Source organism: Filifactor alocis ATCC 35896 (assembly GCF_000163895.2).
Lineage (GTDB): Bacteria > Bacillota > Clostridia > Peptostreptococcales > Filifactoraceae > Filifactor > Filifactor alocis.
This window is the reverse complement of record NC_016630.1, coordinates 565,940-584,629: the sequence shown is the minus strand read 5'-3', so window position 1 is coordinate 584,629 and position 18,690 is coordinate 565,940. Positions and strand designations below refer to the sequence as shown.

The window sequence follows — 18,690 nt, the reverse complement described above, 5'->3', positions numbered from 1 at the left end:
TTAGCAGATAAATGATTCAATATAGTAAAAAACTTAAGAAAGGTTCATCTGATTTATAAATTGAAAACAAGTGATATTTCATGTAAAATAAGAAAATAAAGGTTGATTTTTATAGATGTGTTGAAATAGAAAAGAGGTACATGATGAAAATAGGATTTATTGGATTTGGAAATATGGCAAAAGCAATGCTTTCCGGAATGATTTCGAATGGAGTTTGTCATAAAGAAAATGTGATGGTTTCTGGTTTACACAAAGAAACATTAGAGATTGCGAAGAATGAGTTTGGAGTATCTGTAACATTCCAAAATAAAGAAGTTGTGGAACACTCGGATGTGATATTTTTGGCAGTGAAACCTCAGTATTACGGAGAAGTGATTTCAGAAATACAATCTTATATAAATGGAAATCAAATTTTGATTTCTTTGGCGCCCGGAAAAACGATAGCATGGTTGGAAGAATTGTTTAAGAAGGATGTAAAATTAATCCGAACGATGCCAAACACTCCTGCTCTGGTTGGAGAAGGAATGACCGGAGTTTGTAAGAACGATTATTTACAGGATAAAGATTTTCAAAAAGTCCTTCCTCTTTTTAAGAGTTTTGGAAAAGTTGAAATAGTACCTGAAGCTTTGATGGATGTAGTTGTCGGAATCAGCGGAAGTGCACCGGCATATGTATTTATGATGATTGAAGCCATGGCGGATGCCGCTGTTATGGCAGGAATGAAGAGAGATGTTTCTTATCGTTTTGCGTCACAGGCTGTTTTGGGAAGTGCCAAGATGGTATTGGATACCAAAACACACCCCGGAGAGTTGAAAGATATGGTTTGTTCACCAGGAGGAACAACTATTAAAGCAGTTGCCAGCTTGGAAAAAAATGGTTTTAGAAATGCTTTGATTGAAGGAGTTACATCTTGTATCAAGAAATCTAAAGAGATGTAAATCGGGGTATTTTTTGATTAAATTCAATTAGAGAGTTCTGTGATATATTATTTGTATATACAAAGATACTTTGTTCTGATGATAGAGTTTGAGGAGAAGAAAATGATAGAAGAGTTAATCAAAAAGAATCGTGCTTATCGCAAGTATTATCAAAACAAAAAAGTTTCCAGTTCGGATTTGTTACGATTAATTGATATTGCCAGGATTTCATCCTGTGGAAATAATATGCAGGCACTGAAATATATCGTATGTAACACAAAAGAGAAGAATGATGTTATGTTTAAAAATCTTAGATGGGCAGCGGCATTATCGGATTGGGATGGTCCGATTGAGGGGGAAAGACCTTCAGCATACATTGTGATAGCGTTAGATACAAAGATTCGTAACGATGCAATGTGGGATCATGGAATTGCTGCAACCAATATTTTGCTGCTGGCTACAGAATTAGGATATGGCGGTTGTATGTTTGCCTCATTTGATAAAAAGAAATTACAAGAAGCCTTTCATTTGGAAGATCATATCGTTCCCTTGATGGTGATTTCATTGGGAGTTCCATTAGAAAAAGTGCAGTTAGAAGATATGAAAGATGGGAAGTTTCAGTATTATCGTGGAAAAGATGGAACACACCATGTACCAAAGAGAAGATTGGAAGAAGTCTTGATAGGGAGATACTTAGAATAGAATATTTTATGCAGAGATTTTATCTAAAAGATGTTCAAAATGAAAAAATGTGATAAAATGAAACAAATAGGCACTTTTGGAGGTTTTTGAGATGAATAAAGTTACAGTGAAAATTGCAAATCAAGAATATACTGTTGTTGGAGAGGAATCAAAGGAATATCTTTTGAAGATTGCATCGAGGGTAGATGATGAGATGGAAGATTTGCTGTTGAAGAATCCGAAATTTAATTACAGTGCTTGTGCTGTGTTGACTGCAATCAATATTACAGATGAACTGTGCAAACAAAAAGAAGAATTGGAGCAGTTAAAAGAAAAATGTAATTCGTTGGAAGAATATAAAAGTAAGTTGGAAAGCTTGTTGGACCAAAAGGAGAATTGCATACAGGATTTAAATGTTCAGTTGGGAGAATTGCAGGAAGATAACAGTCATGTAAAAGAAATAAAATATGAGTTTGAAAATGAAATGAGAGAGAAAGAATCACAATTAACTGAAGCGATTGAATTATCTAACCAATTTCAGACCAGAATGTTTCAATTGCAGGTTGAAATTGAGGAGTTAAAGAAAAAAACAAAATGATAGATACGAATAAAAAAGGTCAATGGCACTACCATAGTCCTTTTTTTATCATATAGGGGAGTAAAATGAAAAAAAATATAGAAATTTTGGCGCCGGCAGGTACTATGGAATCATTGTATGCTGCTGTATCAAACGGAGCTAATGCAATTTATTTAGGTGGAAAAACTTTTGGAGCAAGAGCCTATGCCGGTAATTTTGATGAACAGGAATTGAAACAGGCAATTGCTTATGCCCATGAGCGAAATGTGAAGATTTATGTAACAACAAATATTTTGGTAATGGATTCAGAAGTGACAGATTTCTTAGAATATGTGTCTTTTCTGTATCAAAATGATGTAGACGCATTGATTATTCAAGATATAGGAATGGTTCATTTATTGAGAAATATTTTTCCGAATATGCCGTTGCACAGCTCGACTCAAATGACGGTCATCAATTCCTTAGATACGCTATATGTAAAAAAATTAGGAATTGAAAGAGTGGTATATGCCAGAGAAAATTCTGTGGAAGAATTAAAAGAAATTCAACAAAAAACAGGAATGGAATCAGAAACTTTTGTGCATGGAGCACTCTGTATTTGTTATAGCGGTAATTGTTTGTTTAGTACAATGATGACAAATCGTTCCGGCAATAGAGGTTCATGTAGCCAAAATTGTCGTATGAAATATCGTTTGGAAAAAAATGGTACTTGTGTGGATTCAGGATATTTGTTAAGTGCAAAAGATTTAAGTACCTTGACACAGGTAGAACAGTTGATTGAATCAGGAATTGATTCTTGGAAAATTGAAGGAAGAATGAAACGTCCGGAATATGTTGCCACTGTAGCGAAACACTATTCTGATATGAAAGAACATGCGAATCAAATTCCTTTAATCGAAAGGGATCAAAGAGAGGATGAGATTCGTCATATTTTTCAAAGGGAATATACAACAGGCTTTTTGTTGAATGATGAAAATAAAAATATTGTCAATCCTTTGGTTCCTAAAAACAAAGGGATTTTGATAGGAAAAGTATTGAGGAATGACAGAGAACGAAAAAGATTAAAGATTTTGTTAGAAAAAGATATAGAAGTGGGAGATGGTCTTTCTACCGGAGAAAAAGTAGGAAGAATCTTAGTAGGAAACAATATAGTAAATTCTGCGCAAAGCGGACAAGAGATTGAGTTGGATTATGTGGGGAATTTGAAAACAGGAGATGAAGTTTACAAGACATATTCCAAAAAGATTATGGAAGGTGCAAAATCATCTTATCAAAAAGAAGCATTTTCTTTTCCGGTTACCATGTTACTAGAATTAAAGGTTGGGAAACAACCGGTTTTAAATATAGAAGATGAAGAATATCACAGGGTATCTTACATGGACGATATGGTTGTAGCAGAGGCAAAGAATAAAGCTGTAGATGAGGAATTTGCATATACACAACTTTCAAAGCTTGGTGATACTCCATATAAATTAGAAAAAAAGAATTTCTCTCTAAAAATATCGGGAAATGTATTTGTTAGCAAATCGGATTTGAATCGTTTTAGAAGAGAGGCTATTCATTTGTTGTCAATCGAAAGACAAAATAGGCACCATCGTACTCCGTTTGATTGGAAGGAATGTTATCGTATTGCGAAACAACAATTTGATAATGTGAATTCCGGAGAAGCAACAGAAAACAGAAGCTACTATCTTTCTTGTAAGTGTCGAACGAAAGAACAATTGGAGACAGCAAAAAAAGAAAATATATCAAGAATATATGTTGAAACCGTAGAATTGTACGATTATGCAAAATCTTGTTTTAATGAGGAGCAAATTTATTATTCTATTCCGGATGTAGTGACTGAGAAAAACTTAAACTACGTGGAGAATTTAATAAGTCATACCGGAAAAAGATTTCTTACAAATTCTTTAGGAATAATTGAGAAATATCGGGAATATGACATAATTGGAGATTATCTATTGAATTTATCCAACAAATATTCGTTAAATTGTTTGAATGCAAAGCAAGTTACACCATCTTTAGAATGGATTTTTTCTCATCAGATGGAAGACATTTTGTCTTTTTCAAAAAAAGATAAGGTGGAAATTCCTATCTATTTGACTCCGATGGTGATGATTATGGAATATGATGTTACAAAAACAAACGATATATACAGTATCAATGATCAATACGAATTAGTATCTCAAAAAGGAGAGAGATTTCCCATTTGGAAAGATGAATTAGGAAAAACAAGAATATTTTCAAATGAACCGAAAGAATTGAAACAAGATATCAAACGGTTTTATGATAGTGGATTTAGACATTTTAGAATAGAGTTTTTGAATGAAGGAGAAGATCAAGTTAGGAATATCATTCGGTCTTATAAAAATTATTTAGAGGGATAGTGGCTATGATAGAAGAAAGAACACTTCGTGTGTTGGAATATTATGAAATTATAAAACAATTGAAAGAACAAGCCGTTTCTACATTGGGGAAAGAGAGAGTAGAGGCAATTGAAATTTCCAGTGATGTAGAAAAGGTACAGGTGTGGCAAAAAGAGACAACAGAGGCACAAGGAATATTATTGCAAAGCAGCAAAGTGCCAATCGGAGCTTTTTATCCGATGAGTGAGGCATTGAAGAGGGCAGAGTTAGGCGCTTCAATGGATATGGGGCAATTGTTACATTTGGCAAGCAGTCTTCGTGCTGCAAGAAAATTGAAGGCATTTTTGGACAATAAAGAGGAGAGTCTTCTCTTAAAACAATACACCATTCAGTTGACAGAAGATAGAGAGTTGGAAGAAGAGATTTTTTCTTCAATCATTTCAGAAGAAGAAATGTCGGATTCTGCCAGCGGTACATTGAGACAAATTAGAAGAAGTATGAGTTCTATGAAAGAATCCATACGTAAAAAATTGGACTCTATTGTTACTTCATCTGGACAATATTTGCAGGATGGCATTGTTACAATGAGACAGGATCGGTTTGTCGTTCCGGTCAAATTAGAGAATAAACACAAGGTTCCCGGAATTGTGCACGATACCTCTGCTTCAGGAGCAACTTTGTTTGTTGAACCGATGGTGATTGTTGAAATGAACAACAAACTACAGACTTTAAAGAATGAAGAACATCAGGAAATTCAAAGAATCTTAAAAGAATTCAGTGATAGAGCAGCATTGATTGCCGATGAAATCAGAGTAAATGAAACAAATTTAACAGAGTTGGACTTTATTTTTGCAAAAGGAAAACTTTCCATTAGTATGAAAGCAGAGGCGGTAGAGTACAATTTTGTGATGGAGATTCGATTAAAACAGGCGAGACATCCGTTAATCGATTTCAAAAAAGTAGTACCATCCGATATTCTGATAGGGAAAGGATATAAAACTTTGATGATTACCGGACCTAATACGGGTGGAAAAACAGTTACATTAAAAACAATGGGATTATTTGCTTTGATGTACCAAAGCGGATTGCATCTTCCTTGTGATTACGGAAGCAGTATGTGTATCTTTGAAAACATCTTTGCAGACATTGGTGATGAGCAAAGTATAGAACAGAGTTTATCTACTTTTTCTTCTCATATGACTCACATTGTAAGTATTTTGAATTCAGCAACCAAAAATTGCTTGGTGTTATTTGATGAATTGGGCGCAGGAACTGATCCGATTGAAGGCGCGGCATTGGCGATTTCCATTTTGGAAGAAATCAAAAGCCGTGATTGTATTTGTATTGCTACGACACATTATAGCGAGTTGAAGCATTATGCACTGACGGAAGACGGAGTAGAAAATGCCTCAATGGAATTTAATATAGATACCTTATCTCCTACTTATAGATTGATGATAGGGCTTCCAGGAAAGTCGAATGCATTTGAGATTTCACAACGATTAGGTTTGCAACAGCATGTGATTGAAATGGCAAAAAGTCGGATTCATACAGATAAACTTGCAATGGAAGATATGCTGAAAGAAATTGAAGAAGAAAAGAAAAAAATAGAATATGAAAGACGAGAAAGTGAAAGAATCTATGCGGAAGCTCAGTTAATTGAAGAAAAAATGCAAATGAAATTAGATAAGATAAATGATAGGAAAGAAAGAGAAATTCAAGAAGGAAAAAAATTGGCACAAGAGATTGTAAAAAAAGCAAAAGAAGAGATAGATGAACAGATTAAGGAAGTTTTGAACTTAAAGCAGCAGCTTGACAGAGAAGATTTGAACAAAGAGTTGGAGAAAGCAAGAAAAAAAATAAAAAACACGATGAAGGGATTAGCATACGAAGAAAATATTTTATACTCTAAGGAAGATAAAGAAAAATCATTAAATCAGATTGAAAAGGGCGATAGAGTGTTTGTATCTACTTTTCATCAAGAAGGTGTCGTATTGGAATCTGATGATAAGAAAAGAGAAGCTTTTGTTCAATTGGGTGCAATGAAGATGAATTTGCCATATGAAGTATTGCAAAAACCTAAGAAATCGAAAAAAGACAGTCAATATTCCGGTGCGGGAAAAATATTAAAGCATAAGAGTAAAAATATTAAAACGGAAATTGATTTGAGAGGATTAGATTTGGAAACAGCTCGAATTGAGTTGGAAAAATATTTAGATGATGTAGTATTATCCGGATTATCACAGGTTACCATCATTCATGGATTGGGAACTTTTGTATTGAAAAAAGGCGTGGAAGAGATTTTGAAACATTATGCACCGGTAAAATCGTATCGTTCCGGTAAGTACGGAGAAGGAGGACCCGGTGTTACAATTGTACAATTTTAATTCGATTATTTGAATGAAGGAAGCAAAAAGCGATTGGAAGGCTTGGAATATTTCCTGATATGAAATTCGAATTCCGGAGATTGTTGATACTAAACACTATTTTAAAATATTAATATAGTATATGATTGGTAAATAAAGAGAACAAAATATAATGGCATCAACAAAGCAGATTCTTATTATCATTTTAATCAGTAATTAGTATTAAAAAACTGAGAAGTTATCATTCAATGACTTTGAATTTTTCATCTATAATTTCAAATCTATTTTTTAAACCGTTTGATAGATAGATATTATTCTCACTGTCAATGAATACAGCTTCCACTCTGTTTGGAAGTTGGTTGACAATGCTTAGTCCTTCTTCCAATCCAAGCGAGAAGAGTGTTGTTGCCAAAGCATCTGCATCTGTAGAATTATCAGTAATGACAGTAACTGAAATCAGAGAATTATCATAAGGGTATCCTGTTGTAGGATTCAAGATATGATGATACAGTTTGCCGTCTTTTTCAAAGAATCTTTGATAGATACCGGAAGTTACAATTGCAGTTGTTTTTTCTATAGGTATGGCTGCAATAGGAGATTCTTGTTTGGTGGTAGGATCTTGAATTCCGACTTTCCACGGAGAACCATCTTGTTTTTGTCCAAAAACAAGAATATTCCCACCCAAATTAATAATTGCACCGGAAATATCTTCCTTTTCAAAATAGCTCGCAATAGCGTCTGCAGCATATCCTTTTGCAATACCTCCAAGGTCAATTTTCATAGTTTTTTCTGTTAGGAATACAGTTTTTTGTTCTTTGTCAAGTACAATATTTTTATAATTAATAAAAGGAAGTACCTCATTGATTTCTTTTTCGGATGGAACTTTAGGATTGTCTGTACTGATATTCCATAAATTTACCAACGGAGCAACAGAAACATCAAATTTTCCGTTGCTTAGCTTGGAATAATACAGTGCCCGCTCTATGACGTAAAAAGTGTCAGAAGATACCTTTACCGGAGAGATGCCGGCTTGTTCATTTATTTTGGATACTTCACTTGCCGTGATAACATTACTCATCCGATTTTCAATGTCTTGAATCATAGTCATGGATTGTTTTAGAATGTCAGGTTTATTCTCATAAATAGTAATTGTGCAAAGTGTATCCATATAAAATTCCGATTGGCTGAGCGGCTTTGATTCTTCCTTGCTACAGCCTGACAGAAGTGTTATTAGCAATGTTGTTGCCATCATTAAAATATAATAAGATTTTTTCATGATTCCCTCCAAATGATATATAAAACTATTCTCATTTATAGCATAGATTGTTCAAATAAGCAATATAAATATGCTATAGTTTATTTTATCATGAATGATTGGAAAAATAATAATTATAAAGAGTAACAAATTATAGTTTTATATCAATATTGTTTTTTGTCATCATAAAAAGGGTTCGTTGAGTTTTATAGAGATTTTTGAAGATAAAAATACTGTGCAGTATGTTATAATCATAAATATGAAATTTTTACTTTTAAAACAGAGTTTGTGAAATGAAGAATAGGATTTGATAGAAATAATGAATCAAAATATTTTACTTAAAATACAATACATTGGAACTAATTATTGTGGATGGCAAAAACAGAATAACGGAAAATCTATCCAGCAAGAAATAGAGAGGGCAATTTGTGAAGTGACAGGCAAACAGGTAAATCTTACCGGTTCAGGGAGAACGGATAGTGGAGTACATGCATTGGGGCAAGTTGCAAATTTTGTAATAGATACAACTATTCCGGTTGAAAAGATAAAGTATGCTATCAATTATTATTTGCCGGATGACATTCGTATTATAGAAAGCAAAGCGGTGGAAGATTCTTTTCATGCAAGATATTCTTCAAAAAAGAAAACTTATTGTTATCGTATTAATATGAATGAGATAGAGAGTCCTTTTGAAAAAAATCGTTCTTATTTTGTCGGAAAAGAGTTGGATTTGTCCAAGATGAAAGAACAATCAAAATTTTTGATGGGGGAACATGACTTTGCTGCATTTCAAAGTGAAGGCTCTTCTGTAAAAACAACGGTGAGGACAATATATTCTTTAGAAATAAATTGTATTAACAATATCGCGGAAATTCATATCATCGGAAACGGATTTTTGTACAATATGGTTAGAATTATTGCAGGAACACTTATTGAGATAGGAAAAGGGAAAGATTATTCTATAGTTGATATACTTAATACCAAGCAAAGAGAGAATGCCGGACCGACTGCGCCCGCATGTGGGTTGTTTATGGAAAAAGTAGAATATGACTAAAGTTTAAGGGTTTCCAATATTTGTTGAAGAGCTAAAAAATCTTCAACAAAGTAAAGTGGTATTTTGAATTCTAAGAAACTCAATAAATATTTCCGGAAAGCAAATTTGATACAAGGGAATAAAAATATAAATCATGTGTTGGAGGAATAGCTAATACTATTTTCTGTTTAAAATGCCTGGTATGCAGAATGTACAATTGCTGAAAAATAATTTGGAGAATAATATATTTCAAAGCATTCAACCTGTCAGTTCTAATAGATAATAGTATAAAAAGGATGCTTAAGAATACCGAAACATTACAGAATAAGTAGCAATTGAATAAACAAACACCTTGTTATCAGAAGAATAGGATGATATTCAAACTGATGCAAGGTGTTTGTTTTTGAATAATTTCTGAAATTTGATTTTTTATTTCTTTAATTTTTTGCTATTTTTTAGGATATTCATAAGCAAGCGATAAGACCGTTCTGTTGATGAGATGGACAGTCTTTCTCTTGGCGTATGGACATCATACATATTTGGCCCAAAAGAAACAATATCCAAAGATGGCATTTTTTCTTTGAAGATTCCACATTCTACACCTGCATGGAGTGCGTAAGCATGCATTTCTGTATCAAATGTTTCTTTATAAGTTTCAAGGAATAAATCTTTTAAATCAGAATGTAATTGAGGAGGCCATGCCGGATAGTCACCTGAACTTTCCAGGGTAGCACCATATTTTTTTGAGAGTATGATAAGTTTTTCCAACAACATTTCTTTTTTTGTGGTAACAGAGCTACGAATAGAGGATTCGAATGTGATTGATTGGTCACTCGATGTCAAAACACCCAAGTTAAGAGAGGATTCCACCAAATCTTCCACAATGAAACTCATTGATTGTACTCCGTTTGGCATTACCGACAGTAATTCTAAAGTAGAATTCTTTGTGTTTTCACTAAATACAAAAGGAGAATTATGTTCTATAGGTTCTGTTACATTTACATTGAAATCGTCTTCTATATTTACCAATTCATTTTTGAAAATATCATGCCATTTGGAAATTTCTTGTTTTAATTTTTTATGATGAGAAGGATTGATTGCAACTATTGCACGAGAAGAACGAGGAATTGCATTCATTTTTGTTCCACCTGAGATTTCAAATATTTCCATCGGTATTGTTTTAGATATTTCATGCAACATTCTTCCAAGTAAGATAATGGCGTTTGCTCTTCCGCGATGAATTTCACTTCCGGAATGTCCGCCTTTTAAATCGCTTATACTTACTTCACAAGCGATATAATCGCCGTCGATAAATGTCCATTGTGTCGGAAGAGACACTTTTGTTCGAACACCACCGGAACAACTTGTCAATAATTCACCTTCTTCTTCAGAATCGATATTGATAAGGTATTTTGCTTTCAGGGTAGAAGTATCTAAGTGGGTGGCGCCTACAAGTCCGGTTTCTTCTTGTACCGTAAAGACTGCTTCTAAGTTTGGATGTGCGATATCATGTGAATCCAAAATAGCGAGAGTCATTGCAACAGCAATACCGTTATCTGCACCTAAAGTAGTTCTGTTTGCTTTGATAAAATCTCCGTCCACATGCAGTTCAATTGGATCGGTATCAAAGTTATGTGTAGAATCTTCTTCCTTCTCACATACCATATCCATATGTCCTTGCAACATTACAGTAGCACAATCTTCATATCCGGATGTTGCTGGTTTATGAATAATTACATTGTAAAATTCATCTTGTGTGTAAGAAAAATCATGTTTCTTTGCAAATTCGACTAAATAGTTACTAATCTTTTCTTCATGATGTGATTCTCTCGGAATTTTAGAGATTTCTTCAAAATAATGAAATACTCTTTTTGGTTCGAAGTTTATAATAGCCATAACAATCTCTCCTTTGGTATCATTTTTTATTTTTTGGGTAGTATCTTTTTAAAATGTTCTTGAATCATATTTTCCATTTTATTATTTTTGGGATGATAGTATACTGTATCTTTTAACGTGTCAGGTAAATATTGTTGTTTTACATAAGAATTTTCAAAATCATGCGGATATAAATATCCGATTCCCCTGTTTAAATGTTCGGCACCGACATAATGACTATCTTTCAGGTGTAAAGGAATATCGTAAGTTGAAACTGTTTTCAAATCGGAAATGGCAGAATCGATTGCAACAATGCCGGAATTAGATTTTGGCGAAGTTGCCAATAAAATAGTAGCTTGAGCCAAAGGAAGCCTGGCTTCCGGAAGTCCCAAGTAAAATGCACTGTCAATACAACTTTTTACGATAGAAATTGCTTGAGGATACGCCATGCCGATGTCTTCCGAAGCCATGACAAGCAATCTTCTTGAAGGAGAGATGATGTCTCCACTTTCCAGAAGTCGGGCTAAATAATGCAATGCTGCATTTACATCGCTCCCTCGAATAGATTTTTGTAAAGCGCTCAACAAGTCATAGTGTTCATCAGAATTTTTATCATAGAGCAAAGCTTTTGAAGTTGCAACTGTTTCTATCAGTTCTTTGGTGATAGAAAGTTCGTTGTTTTCACTATACAGTTGTACCATTGTTCCAAGTGTATTCAACCCTTTTCTTAGGTCTCCGGAAGAAAACACAACAAGCATGTTAAGGACAGAGTCCTCGTATTGAATGGTATAGCCGTTATTTTGTAAATTTTCAAGAGCATGATATATTCCTTCTCTGATTGCTCTGTCATCCAATGAAAAAAACTCAATGACAGTACATCGACTTAATAACGACTTATAGATTTGGTGGTATGGATTTTCTGTAGTGCTTGCAATAAGAATAATTTGTCCTTTTTCAATATATTCCAGCAAGAGCTGTTGTTGCTTTTTATTGAAATTTTGAATTTCATCAATATAGATTAAAATTCCGTTTATTCCGGAAAAAGTATTGATGTTTTCTGCGATATCTCGTATATCTTGTGTCTTTGAATAGGTTGCATTTAATTTGTAATAAGATAGGTCGCTGTTTTTTGCCAAAATTTCTGCAACTGTAGTTTTTCCGGTTCCGGGAGGACCGTAGAAAATTAAATTTATCATTTGTTTTTGTTCAATCAATCGGTTGATTAACTTATTTTTTCCAATAATGTGACTTTGTCCGACTACCTGTTCTATAGAGTGGGGACGAACAATTTCTGCAAATGGAGTATTCATAAAAAACCTTTCTATCATCACATATTTAAAAACCGCACTATAATTTAATCTAAAAAAAGTATCAATTTTGCAAGAGTAGTCTTGCACTGTTTTTTATTTTCTAACTTAATGATATCATATTAAATCTATTTTAGATTAACTTTTTTGAATTGAGATTGGTATTTGAGTACTAGATTAAGAGTATTTGTAAAAGTGTTTTGTGAAAGTTTCTATATAACTGAAAAAGAGCTCGATACAAGTGTATATAAGCTCTTTTAATCATTTGAATTAATTAATGCCGTGTTTTTTTAATTCATCCAGAAGTTTATCATTCAATACTTTGATGTGAGTTCCCTTCATACCCAAAGAACGAGATTCGATGACACCTGCACTTTCAAATTTTCTCAGTGCATTCACAATAACGGAACGAGTAATACCTGCACGATCTGCAACCTTGCTTGCAACCAATAAACCTTCCGAACCGTTCAGTTCATTGAAGATATGGATTACAGCTTCCAATTCGGAATAGGAAAGTGTTCCGATTGCCATCTGAACAACTGCTTTGTTTCTCATTTCTTCCTCAATCTCTTCACTTTTAGATCTTAGAATTTCCATTCCGACAACGGTAGCACTGTATTCAGCCAGAATTAAGTCGTCATCACTAAACTCTTTGTCGTAACGAGAAAGAATCAAGGTTCCCAATCGATCTCCACCGCCTACAATAGGAACGATGGTTGCATATTTATTATAGCTGCCGATATCGCCTTTGAATACGGAAAGCAAAGATTCTTTGGTTAGATTGGCAATAGTTTCTGATGCCTTATTGACATTATCAATATAATCCTGAGGAAGTTTTTCTTCTCCGGAATTTTCATCAAGGACGATAGAACTGTCTGCTTCATGAGTGAAAGAAGAGCCTAACACCTTTCCCTTGGAACTTAAAATATAAACATTAGAACTTAAAACTTCATTCAAAGTATCGCTTAATACGGAGAAAGACACAGGTTTATTCCCTGAATTTTGTAAGAACTTATTAATTGTTCTTGTCTTTTGTAGAAGAACACTTGACATAAATAAATCACCTCATAAGTATATAATTAAGAAAAAATGAAAAATAAAATTTTTCAAAATACATGTAAACTATAAAAATTCAAAACTATAATAACATATTTCAAAAGAATATTCAATATTATTTGACAATTATAAATTATTATTTAAATAAACTTAAATTGTGACAAAAGAAACCTATTGTTTGACCTCTTCTTTATAAGAACATGTTTTGGAAGAACACACAATTTGTGTTCCTTTTTTAGTTACTTTTTCTACTAAATTTTCTTGACATTCCGGACATTTTTTTCCGGTAGGACGATTCCAAGACACAAAACTGCAATTTGGGAAGTTACTACATCCATAGAAGATTCGTCCTTTTTTGCTGCGTCGTATGATTACTTCTCCATCTTCACAATCAGGGCAAGGCATCCCAATCTTCTCAAGATAAGGTTTTGTTCCGGTACATTCAGGATAATTTTTGCAAGCGAGGAATTTTCCGAACCTTCCATATTTTACTACCATTTCTTCATTGCATACAGGGCATTTTTCGTCTGTTTTCTCTTGCAGTAGAACTTTTTCTAAATTCTCTTCGGCAACGGTAACATCCTCTATGAGTGGAGTGTATATTTTTTCAACTACTGACTTCCAAGGAAGCGTTCCTTCTTCTACGGAGTCAAGTTGTTTTTCCATATCAGCAGTAAAATCAACATCTACGATATTTTTGAAGTTTTCTTTCATAATGGAAGTTACAATCTCACCAAGTTCTGTTGGGATAAGGAAGTTCTTTTCTTTTTTCACATATTCTCTTTGCAATATGGTAGAAATTGTCGGTGAGTAGGTGCTTGGTCTACCAATACCCAATTCTTCCAGTGTTTTAATCAAGGTTGCTTCGGTATATCTTGCAGGTGGTTGTGTAAAGTGTTGTTTATCTGTAAGTTTATTCACTTTATAATATTGTTTTTCGACAAAGTTTGGGATTTCCTGTTCCTCTGCCTTGGAGTAAGAATATACCTTTAAAAATCCATCAAATACTAATGTGCTTCCGGAAACCTTGAATTGATAATCATCAATAGAGCCTAAGACGGTGTCAGTGTGAAAGATTGCTGAACTCATAGAAGCTGCAACAAACCTTTCCCAAATAAGTTTGTACAATTTATATTGATCTGTTGTAAGAGAATCTTTGACGGATTCCGGGGTTCGATAAATAGAAGTAGGTCGAATACATTCATGGGCATCTTGGATAGAAGAATTTTTTTTCTTTGGAGAACTATATTTTTGGTAGTAATTTTTTCCGAAAGTTTCCTCAATGTATTTTTTTGAAGAGGCTAGCGCTTCTTCTGAAATACGCTGAGAGTCAGTACGGATATAGGTGATTAATCCGACAGTTCCTTCTCCTTTAACAGTTACACCTTCATATAATTGTTGTGCCGCACTCATAGTTCGTTTACTACTGAAAGAAATTTTATTTCCTGCTTCTTGTTGCAACAAACTGGTTGTAAATGGTTTAGGAGCGGAACGTTTTTTTTCCTTGGAATCAATCTTATCAATCAGCATATCTTTTTTGTGCAAATCTTTTAATACTAACTTTGTTTCTTCTTCTGAATGCAGCTCAATTTTCTTATTGTTTTTTTCAGTTAGTTTGAATACTGCTTTCCTTTTATCTTCTCCCGTTACAGTGGCATCGATTGTCCAGTATTCTTCAGGAGTAAAGGCACGAATTTCTTCTTCTCTTTCTACAATCAATCTTGTACTTACACTTTGTACTCTACCCGCACTTAGCCCTTTTCTAACTTTTATCCAAAGAATAGGACTTATTTTGTATCCCACTAATCTGTCAATGATACGACGTGCTTGTTGTGCATCTACCAAGTCCAAATCTATTTTTCGTGGCGATTTGATTGCTTTTTTGATGGCATCTTTTGTGATTTCATTAAAGGTAATACGATTATTATCATTAATATCTAAATCCAGCAAGTATGCTAAGTGCCATGAAATTGCCTCTCCTTCACGATCCTGGTCAGTTGCTAGATAGACAAAATCAGCTTTTTTTGCTTCTTTTTTCAAATCCTTGACAATATCGCCTTTTCCTCGAATTGTAATATATTGTGGTTCGAAGTTTTGTTCCACATCAACACCAAGCTTGCTTTTTGGCAAATCACGGATATGTCCGACAGAGGCTTTTACTGTATAATTTTTCTTTCCTAAAAATTTTTCAATTGTTTTTGCTTTTGCAGGAGATTCTACAATTACCAGATTTTTTGCCATATAAAATCCCTTTCTCTATTATAATCGTAATGATTCTTGAATTATTATTACATATAAAAAATGCTTTTTATCGTCTTTTCAATTGTGTATTATATACGAAAAAGTTATTTTTGCAATAGTGCAATTTATTTGTAAATTATTAGTACAGCAAATAGAGGTTATCTTTTTGCAGAGAAACACATCTGTTCAAAATGATTGTTTATAAATTTAATTAATTGGAATATCAATACTTACATGAATTTTCAACAGAAGATAAGAAAATAGAATCATATGAGATAAAAAATGTTACATCCTCTTCTTTTCTATACAAATTTTATACAAAATTAAAATCAGATTGAAGTTAAACTGTATAAATTATTTCCCATTTCAAGAACAAAACCTTTTATTTCTAAAATGGAAAGAATAGAGGAAACTTCTTTTATCTGAAGTTGAAGAGTGTATGCGATTTCATCTATATAAATGGGAGACTTCTTTTCTAATAAAGATAAGATGTTCTGTTCCGCTTCGGACAAGTTAGATGATTTAGACAGAGCGGAGCATAGTGGAGTAATATTCGGAAATTCTTCCAGAATATCTTCAAAGCAAGTTACTATTTTCGCTCCGTTTTTTATCAATTGATTTGTACCGTTGCTATTGGAGGAATTGATGTTTCCGGGAACAGAAAATATAGTTTTTCCAAGTTCCAGTGCAAATTCAACCGTTGTCATCGTTCCGCTTTTAAAGTTTGCTTCCACCACAATAAGTCCTGAGCAAATTGCAGAAATAATGCGATTTCTTGCAACGAATTTGTAAGGTAGGGTAGATTCACGGTGATGATATTCAGATAAAATCAACCCTCCGTTATTAAGTATTCTGTGGTACAGAGATAAGTTTGTTTTTGGATAAATGGATTTTTCGTTAAGAGATGAACCCAGTACGGCAATTGTTTTTCCGCCGTAGTTCACAGTTGATTTTTGGGATATTCCGTCAATTCCATGTGCCATTCCGCTGACTGTTATGATTCCGTTTTCTGCCAATATTTTGCCAAAGAAGTCTGCACAGAAAACACCGTAAGCATCCGGTTTTCTGCTACCGATAATGCCAATTGAAAATTGTTGTAGTAGAGATAAATTACCTTTGAAATACAAGATATACGGAAAATCATACAGTTCTTTTAATGCTGTGGGATAATTTTGCATAGCGATAGTGATATATTCAATTTCTTGTACTTGCAGTTCTTTGACAAAATCTTCATATTTTTCAAAAGCAGATTCAATATCAGATTTCTTTTTTTGAGAAACACTTTTTAGCTCACGAATAGATGCCTGAGTCAATAACTGTATATCATCAATACTTCCGACTTCATTCAAAATATATTGGAATTGTTCTGCTGAGATGGTCGCAATGCTGAAAATTAAAAATATATTGAACATAAAAATTACCCCCAATATTTTAACAGAGCTTTTCGAAATGATACTGCTTCTGATAAGTGAACAATAGAAATAGAATCTTCCTGATCCAAATCAGCTATTGTTCTTGCAACACGAAGGACTTTGTGATAACTTCGCAAAGAAAAAGAAAATTTTTCGAAAGCGGTTCGAATGAAATCAGACTCTGTTTTTCCAAGATGACAATATTTAGAAATATATTTTGCAGGAATGAGAGCATTGTAACAAAAATCTTCTTTTTTAAATCGTTCTTTTTGAATTTCAATTGCAGAATATACCCTTTTATAAATTTCTTCACTGGATTCAGATGCAATAGTTGTATGAAGTTCATCAAACTCAATAGGAGTCATTTCTGTAAACAAATCAAAGCGATCTAACAAAGGTGCAGAGGCTCTACCTAAATAATTTCTGATTTGATATTCTGTGCAAACACATTCTTTGAAAGGATTGAGATAATTTCCACACGGACAAGGATTGGTTGCTGCCACCAGTATAAAATCACAAGGATATTGATAGCTGTTTTTAATGCGACTGATGTTGACATATTTATCCTCAATAGGTTGTCTAAGAGCTTCTAAGGTTTTTTTCTCAAATTCCAGCAACTCGTCAATAAACAGAATCCCCTTATGAGCTAATACAACTTCTCCGGGAGTCGAATTTTGTCCTCCGCCGATGATAGATTTCATAGTAGCGGTGTGATGAGGAGAGCGAAACGGTCTTACACGATTCAGTAAATTTTTGTTAAATTTTCCTGTACTGCTGTATATTTTGCTTACCTGTATGTATTCTTCTTCATTAAGAGGATTCATAATTGAAGGGAGCCTTTTTGCAATCATAGATTTTCCTGAACCCGGAGGACCGATGAACAACATGTTGTGATATCCTGCAGCTGAAATTTCTGCACTTCTCTTTGCAATTAAATTTCCTTTTACATCTGAAAAATCATACTCATTTTGAAAAGATGGATTAAATGAAATAGGAGATACTTCTTCCAATTCATCCACTCCCATCAGATAGGATACGATTTCATTTAACGAAGATGCTGTCAGCAACTTGATATCCTTTACAACTTGAGCTTCCATACTGTTTTCTTTTGGAAAAATCACAGAATTTACAGAAGGACATTCTCTTGCTGCAATAATAAAAGGAATGGTTCCGTTTACTTTTTGCAATGTACCGTCTAACGAAAGTTCTCCAAAGAACATGGTGTTTGCAAACCGTTCTTCCAAAAAACGGTATTCACTGCTTAAGATACTGAGTGCGATTGGCAAATCATAGTGAGAACCTTCTTTTTTTACACTGGAAGGAGATAGATTGATAACGATTTTTTTGTTCGGAAATTTTAATCCGCTGTTAAGAATAGCAGAATGGATGCGTTCTTTCGACTCTTTTACTGCAGTATCGGGCAGGCCGACCATGGTAAAGTTGGGAATTCCTTTTGATACATCTGCTTCTACATTTACAATATAACCCTCAATTCCTTCTATTCCGGAACTCAAACTTTTGAAAAACATTATATCCTCCTTAATTAAGTTATTTTTTTTAATTACAAGTATAATGATAATTTGATGAAAATATATTTTATAATT

General features: G+C 33.6%; 13 protein-coding genes. 6 read left to right on the top strand and 7 right to left on the bottom strand.

Translation table 11 applies throughout. The annotated features are described in order from the left end of the window. Window positions 1-140: 140 nt before the first annotated feature. From proC to HMPREF0389_RS02565, 5 genes are all read left to right on the top strand, one after another. The gene (proC, locus tag HMPREF0389_RS02585) at window positions 141-938 is read left to right on the top strand and encodes a pyrroline-5-carboxylate reductase (RefSeq protein WP_014262173.1); all 798 of its coding nucleotides are present in this window, start codon (window positions 141-143) and stop codon (window positions 936-938) included. A gap of 102 nt (window positions 939-1,040) precedes the next feature. Continuing rightward, a complete protein-coding gene (locus HMPREF0389_RS02580) occupies window positions 1,041-1,619 on the top strand; it encodes a nitroreductase family protein (protein ID WP_041250765.1) in 579 nt (192 codons plus the stop codon). Window positions 1,620-1,710: 91 nt separating this feature from the next. Then, the gene (gene zapA / locus HMPREF0389_RS08710; RefSeq protein WP_014262171.1) at window positions 1,711-2,196 is read left to right on the top strand and encodes a cell division protein ZapA; all 486 of its coding nucleotides are present in this window, start codon (window positions 1,711-1,713) and stop codon (window positions 2,194-2,196) included. 65 nt (window positions 2,197-2,261) lie between these two features. Next, complete coding sequence (locus HMPREF0389_RS02570; RefSeq protein WP_014262170.1) at window positions 2,262-4,562, top strand: U32 family peptidase; 2,301 nt, start codon at window positions 2,262-2,264, stop codon at window positions 4,560-4,562. A gap of 5 nt (window positions 4,563-4,567) precedes the next feature. Then, window positions 4,568-6,928: an endonuclease MutS2 gene (locus HMPREF0389_RS02565; protein WP_014262169.1), complete on the top strand. Its 2,361-nt coding sequence runs from the start codon at window positions 4,568-4,570 to the stop codon at window positions 6,926-6,928. 220 nt (window positions 6,929-7,148) lie between these two features. Here HMPREF0389_RS02565 and HMPREF0389_RS02560 read toward each other — a convergent pair whose 3' ends face one another. Continuing rightward, a complete protein-coding gene (locus HMPREF0389_RS02560) occupies window positions 7,149-8,183 on the bottom strand; it encodes an FAD:protein FMN transferase (protein ID WP_014262168.1) in 1,035 nt (344 codons plus the stop codon). A 298-nt stretch (window positions 8,184-8,481) separates the two neighbouring features. On the opposite strand from HMPREF0389_RS02560, the gene truA reads away from it, so the two are divergent. Next, entirely contained in the window at window positions 8,482-9,216 is a 735-nt protein-coding gene (gene truA / locus HMPREF0389_RS02555; RefSeq protein WP_014262167.1) for a tRNA pseudouridine(38-40) synthase TruA, read from the top strand. A gap of 408 nt (window positions 9,217-9,624) precedes the next feature. On the opposite strand, the gene HMPREF0389_RS02550 is transcribed toward truA, so the two are convergent. From HMPREF0389_RS02550 to HMPREF0389_RS02525, 6 genes are all read right to left on the bottom strand, one after another. Next, window positions 9,625-11,091, bottom strand: a complete 1,467-nt coding sequence (locus HMPREF0389_RS02550; protein ID WP_014262166.1) for an aminoacyl-histidine dipeptidase — start codon at window positions 11,089-11,091, stop codon at window positions 9,625-9,627. A gap of 26 nt (window positions 11,092-11,117) precedes the next feature. Further along, window positions 11,118-12,380: a replication-associated recombination protein A gene (locus tag HMPREF0389_RS02545; protein WP_014262165.1), complete on the bottom strand. Its 1,263-nt coding sequence runs from the start codon at window positions 12,378-12,380 to the stop codon at window positions 11,118-11,120. A gap of 267 nt (window positions 12,381-12,647) precedes the next feature. Then, window positions 12,648-13,430, bottom strand: a complete 783-nt coding sequence (gene codY / locus HMPREF0389_RS02540) for a GTP-sensing pleiotropic transcriptional regulator CodY (protein ID WP_014262164.1) — start codon at window positions 13,428-13,430, stop codon at window positions 12,648-12,650. A 174-nt stretch (window positions 13,431-13,604) separates the two neighbouring features. Next, window positions 13,605-15,674 carry a type I DNA topoisomerase gene (gene topA / locus HMPREF0389_RS02535; protein ID WP_014262163.1) on the bottom strand — a complete coding sequence of 690 codons (2,070 nt, stop codon included), beginning with the start codon at window positions 15,672-15,674 and terminating at the stop codon, window positions 13,605-13,607. Window positions 15,675-16,003: 329 nt separating this feature from the next. Then, entirely contained in the window at window positions 16,004-17,086 is a 1,083-nt protein-coding gene (dprA, locus tag HMPREF0389_RS02530; RefSeq protein WP_014262162.1) for a DNA-processing protein DprA, read from the bottom strand. A gap of 5 nt (window positions 17,087-17,091) precedes the next feature. After that, a complete protein-coding gene (locus HMPREF0389_RS02525) occupies window positions 17,092-18,615 on the bottom strand; it encodes a YifB family Mg chelatase-like AAA ATPase (RefSeq protein WP_014262161.1) in 1,524 nt (507 codons plus the stop codon). Between the last annotated feature and the right edge of the window lie 75 nt (window positions 18,616-18,690).